The 5,502-nt window shown below is 61.6% G+C and carries 4 protein-coding genes; 2 read left to right on the forward strand and 2 right to left on the reverse strand.

Going from position 1 to position 5,502, the window contains the following annotated elements; genetic code table 11:
* Positions 1-1,040, reverse strand: a 1,040-nt coding sequence (locus PLJ71_22345; protein HQM51429.1) for a GHMP kinase, incomplete at its 3' end; no start/stop codon positions are given.
* Between the two features lie 176 nt (positions 1,041-1,216).
* Here PLJ71_22345 and PLJ71_22350 point away from each other — a divergent pair.
* Positions 1,217-4,120: a fused MFS/spermidine synthase gene (locus PLJ71_22350; protein ID HQM51430.1), complete on the forward strand. Its 2,904-nt coding sequence runs from the start codon at positions 1,217-1,219 to the stop codon at positions 4,118-4,120.
* A 132-nt stretch (positions 4,121-4,252) separates the two neighbouring features.
* Positions 4,253-4,552, forward strand: coding sequence for a flagellar biosynthesis anti-sigma factor FlgM (locus tag PLJ71_22355; protein ID HQM51431.1), 300 nt, complete (start codon positions 4,253-4,255; stop codon positions 4,550-4,552).
* Between the two features lie 182 nt (positions 4,553-4,734).
* On the opposite strand, the gene PLJ71_22360 is transcribed toward PLJ71_22355, so the two are convergent.
* On the reverse strand, positions 4,735-5,502 hold a 768-nt coding region (locus tag PLJ71_22360; protein ID HQM51432.1), incomplete at its 5' end, for a prolyl oligopeptidase family serine peptidase.

Below are 5,502 nucleotides of genomic sequence, written 5' to 3' on the forward strand. Positions count from 1 at the left end.
TCGCAGACTTCCCAGCGGCGCAGGCCTATGCGGGAGAGGTAGGTCGGGATCACCTGGAACGCAGGATCCACGCTTGGCACAGCCTCGATGAATTTCCGTTTGTGTTCGCCCTCGGCGTCGCACAGGATGGTGAGCGAACCGCCTTCGCCGCCCGCTCCGTTGACCTTCCAGCCCACGGCGCCGTACCTGCGGGCCACTTCGATGACCGCTCTGGCTTCCTCGGACACGAGCTTGGGATGCAGGGCGGCCTGGGCCTCGGTGTTGCGGATCATCGCCGCGCCCAAGGCATTGAAGTCGCCGGCGTACGCGGCGTTCTTTCCGTCCACCGCCGCCTGGCGCAGCGGTTCGAGGACCGACTTGTCGGCGTTCTTGCTTTCGAGACGCTCAATAACGCGTCCATGCACTTCGCTGGACGAGTGGCTTCTCCCGAGATAGACCAGCACAAGCCGCCGCTCGAGTTCCCACCAGACGGAATCCGAGACCAGGATGTTGGACACGCTTGCCAAGGGATACTGGTACATTTCGATAAAACAGATCCCGCCGTGGGCCGAACAGATCTGGTCTTGAATGCCGCATTGCAGGCCCAGTTTTTCGGTTTCGACGCGGTGGGCGAGGCGGGCGATTTCGTGGGGCGTGCGGCGTCCGGGGGTCAGCAGGTCCAGCGCCCCCAGCAACGCGGTGGTGATGGCGGCCGACGTGCCTGTCGAGCAGCCGCCCGGCGCGCGCGAGTAGAGGTTGATCTCGAAGCTGAGGTTATTGGGCAGGTTCATGATATCGATCGAGGCCTCGAGCAGGGGATGCCGGTTATACGCGATTTTGTGCGGGTCGATAGCGTAGCTTTCGTGGTAATTCTCGGCATGGATAAGGATGCGCGGAGTGTCGGACTGGGTTTCGCGCACGTATATCTGGACTTCGGCGTAGGGATAAACGCCGATGTTGAAGACAGCGCCGGTCTCGGCAAACCAGGTGTCGGTCCATCCGCCGAGATCGCAGATCCGAATCGGCGCCATTGCGTTGATCACGCGTCGCGGCTTGTCCATGGTGCGCGTTCCTTCCTTGTTGTGGCACGTATCCTCCGTAGCTTACTTCATGGGCATAAGACCGGGCAACTGCGCCGCGCGAGGGCGCCGCGCGAGGGCCGTTCAATTGACACTGCGGGGGGGTTCGGCTAGCATCTGCATGCATTGTTTCTTGGCCATAATCAGGATGGGCAGTTATGGATACTTCTCGCAGTGTCATCGTGCGTTTTGTCAGGAATCACCGGCTGGGATTGCGCGAGTTGGCGGTGTTCCTGGCCGTGTTGGGCTTCTTTTTTGTGTCGGGGGCATGCGGATTGTTGTACCAGGTGATCTGGACGCGCAAGCTGGTGCTTCTTTTCGGCACGGCAGCCTACGCGGTGAGCACGGTGTTGTCGATCTACTTTCTTGGCCTGGCGCTGGGGAGCCTGTGGGGCGGCCGCCTGGCGGACCGCATCAAGAATCCGCTCGGGTTGTATGGTTTGTTCGAGGTCCTCATCGGCGCGTGGGCGGTCCTGTTTATCCTTGCAATCGGCCCGGCGGAAGGTTTGATTGTGCCTGCCTTGCGCGCATTTGCGGGGCAACGCGCTGTTGCCATCGGGTTGCGCGCGGTCATGTCGCTCGGGTTTCTGTTGGTGCCGGTGGTGCTGATGGGGGCCACCCTGCCGCTGCTGGCGAAGTTCGTGAGCACCAGTGCGCGCACGCGTGGTTTGCGCATTGGAACGCTATACAGCATCAACACTTTCGGGGCGGTCTCGGGCTGCGCGTTCACGGGGTTCTGGTTGTTATCGGAGTTTGGCTATTTTCGTACGACGCTGGTGGGCGCGGCAGCCAATGCCGTGGCGGGCCTGCTGGCGATCGGGCTGTCGAAGCTGGCGGCACAGGGCGCGGCGCCTGCCACGACTGCCGAATCCACACTTGAGACGGCCGGCACATCGTTTTCGGGGGGAAGGGCAGCCCTTGTTGTAGGCGTGTTCGCGCTGTCGGGATTCTGCGCGCTGGCGCTCGAGGTGGTTTGGACGCGGCTGTTGGTCCTGGTGTTCACAGGTACAACATACGCCTTCACGACGATGCTCGTGGCGATGTTGTGCGGCATCGCGGTAGGGAGCGCCGTTGCGGCGTTCGTGGCGGATCGTGTGAAGAGCCCAGCAGTGGCGTTTGGCGTAATCGAGATGTTGATAGGCGTTGCGTGCATTCTGATGCTGCGGGATTTCGCCCGGATTGCGGGCCAGATGGGCCCCATGATGCAGGAAGTGGGCTACAAATGGGCGGGCGTGCTCCGTGGGAAGTTCCTGCTCTCGTTCTCGGTGCTGTTTCTGCCGACGTTTCTGTTCGGGATGACGTTTCCGTTTGTTGTACGGGCGGTGACGGCGGGGCGGGAACGTCTCGGCCGCGACATCGGCCGCGTGTACAGCGCCAATACGCTTGGGGGAGTGCTTGGGAGCCTTGCGGGGGGGTTCTTGATCATTCCGCTGCTCGGGACGCACTGGGGCGTCGTAGCGCTTGCGGGGGCGCTGTTCGGGGGCGGGCTTGTCGTGACGCTGGCCAGCCCGGCGCGCTCGCCCGTGCGCAAGGGAATCGCCATAGTGGGCGCGGTGGTATTGCTTGCGGCTGCGGTGTTCTCGATGCCCGGCAACGTGGGGATGGCGGTCAACAAGGCCTACCTGCCCGAGAAGAGCCAGATATTGCACTACGACGAGGGCGTTGAAGGCACGGTCGTGGTAGCCGAGGAGAAGGAAGAGGACGGCGTCGAAGCGGGCAGGTACCTGTGGATCAACGCCATGCAGGCGACGGCGTCGATCGAAAAGGGGGTGCGGATGAACCGGCTGCAGGGGGCGTTGCCGCTGATGTTCTCCCACGAGCCCGAGAATGTGCTGTTCATGTGTTTTGGGTCGGGGATCACGGCGGGCACGCTGGGTTTGTCCGACGCGTTCAAACACATTGACGCGGTCGAGCTGTCTAAAGAGGTACTCGGGGCTGCCCGCTATTTCACGGCCGACAACCTCAACGTGATCGCGAATCCGAAGATCGAGTTCATCATTGATGACGGACGGAACTTTCTGTTGACCAGCGGGGAACAGTACGATTTGATCACGTTCGAGCCCATGCCGCTGGCACAGGCAGGGGTCTCGACGTTCTACACGCGGGAATACTACGAGTTGTGTCTCGCCCATCTGGCGCCGGGGGGGGTGGTTTCGCAATGGGTGCCGCTTCACAGCCTGAACCCTGAGATCGTGCGGTCTTTGGTCTACACCTTCACCACGGTGTTCCCCGATTACTGTGCATGGTTCGTCAATGCGGACCTGTTCTTGACGGGGTCGAATCAACCTCTGGTCATCGAGCTGGCGGCTCTGCGCAGGCGGCTCGAGAATCCGGCTGTCTCCCAAGCCCTTGCCGCGGCAGGGTTTCACGATATCCCCGAGCTTCTGGCGAGCTATTTCATGGGCAAGGCAGCCATTGACGTCTATGCCGAGGGCGGCCGCCTCATGACGGACGACCGGCCCTGGGCGGAATTTGCCGCGCCGAAGCTCATGTACGAGCGGCACGTGTCTGAGGCGCTCGAGGAACTCATCCCCCATTTCGAAAGCCCTCTCGACCGCATTTCGCTGGAGGGGACGCCGGAGGATGCCCGGGAACCGTTCCGCGGCGCCATGGAACGCCGCTATGCAGCGCGGCGCATCGACCTGGACGGCATCAACGAGTATTACGGCGGCATGATGGGCAGCAACCAAGAGGATCATTTCATTGAGGCACTGAAAGCCGATCCCGAGGATTTCTGCGCCCAATACTACCTGTTGCAGATCGTGCCGACCGTCGCCAAACAATACATGCGCTGGGAGGAATACGACAAGGGTATCGACTTGCTGGCCAAGACCTTGACCGTTCTGCCGGACAATCTTGGACTCATGCTGACCCTGGCGGATTTTTACTACGCAAAGGGGGATATGCCTCAGGCCTTGAGTCAGTACATGCTCTACAAGAACCGGGGGGGCGGCGACCAACAGGCCCTCCTACGTATCCAGGAAATGGCTCCCGAGGCTTCCCAGAGAGATGCATCGCCGGGCGACGCCGCGCCTGCTGCGCCGCAAAAACCAACTAACTAGTTGTGAAATAATCTCTTGTGCATGCTGGGCCGGGCTTCTCTACTGCTAAAGTTCTCCTCCGGATTTACCGATATACGGGTATGAAAGGCGTGAACACGGACGTTCACGGAAGACTGCTAGGGAGAGCTCAGAATGTTTGGCGTCAATGGCATAGCCAATATGCCCGAGCCTTCCACCGTACGCAAGGCGGAGGTTTCGGCCCCCCGGAAGGATATCGTGGCGGCGAGCACGGCCGCTGACGGCCTGGACATCAGCCGGGAAGCCCAAGCCGCTGCCGGGGCGGTTCAGGCGGCACGCCAGGACTCGCTGGCTGACGAAGTGCGTGCGGAGCGAGTCGCCGAAGCGAAGCGCAACCTCGAACAGGGTACTCATCGCGTTCAGGAGATCGTCAAACTCGTGGCCGCTCGTATGGCGAAGCAACTCGCACTCTAGGAAATCAAGGAAAGGGTTGACAGGCAAAGAGTTACATTCCCGCGGCGCATTTGAACCCATGATTGGAACGAATGCGCCGGGGGCATTTGTGTGTCCAAACGCCCTCCGCGTTCAGATGGGTTCGGTCCCCCCCGCTGGTCTTCATCCCGCCGTACGTAGCCCTGTCGTGCTCTCGGGCCTGTTCATTTCTTCTGTTTGAACAGCCAGCGGATGGCTTTCTTGTTTCGGTAAGCGGGGTCCCAGGAATTGTGGTCGGTTTTTTCGAATTCCGTGTACTGGACATCGCCGCCGGCTTGTTTGACGGCCTCTACCATTTTCCGGGATTCCTCCGGCTTGACGGTGGTGTCGTCGGCGCCGTGGAAGGCCCAGATGGGGACCTTTGCGAGGGCCGGGGCGTCTTCGAGCCTGCCGCCGCCGCAGATGGGCATGAGGGCGGCCCAGCGGTCGATATGCTGCGCCCCGAACAGCCACGTTGCATACCCGCCCATGGACAGGCCGGTCAGGTAGACGCGAGCGGGGTCGATGTTGTATTGCTGGAGTGTCAGTTCGTAGGCGCGCTCAACGTCCTCGGCGGCCTTATCCCACCACACGCCCTCGGGACACTGCGGCATGACCACCACTGCCGGGAACCAGTCGGCGTAGCGGCGAATCGCGCTGGGCAGGCCGACCTCGGTCTGGATGAGGCCATCGTCGCCGCGCTCGCCGGCGCCGTGCAAAAACACGATAAGCGGCCACCGCTTCAACGGGTCGTATTCGCGGGGCACGTACACCGCGTACAAGCGAGTCTCGCCGCGCGTTTCCATGGTCTTATTGATGAATCCCGTCGGGATGCCCCGTTCTTCCGCGATGTTTCCTTTCATGGTGGTCGCACATCCTCCAACCCATAGAGCGCCCATCACGAGCGTTGTTGCGCAAACGATTCGTTTCGTCATGTTCCCGCCCCCAATATG

It is taken from the genome of Candidatus Hydrogenedentota bacterium, assembly GCA_035416745.1.
Taxonomy (GTDB): Bacteria; Hydrogenedentota; Hydrogenedentia; order Hydrogenedentales; family SLHB01; genus UBA2224.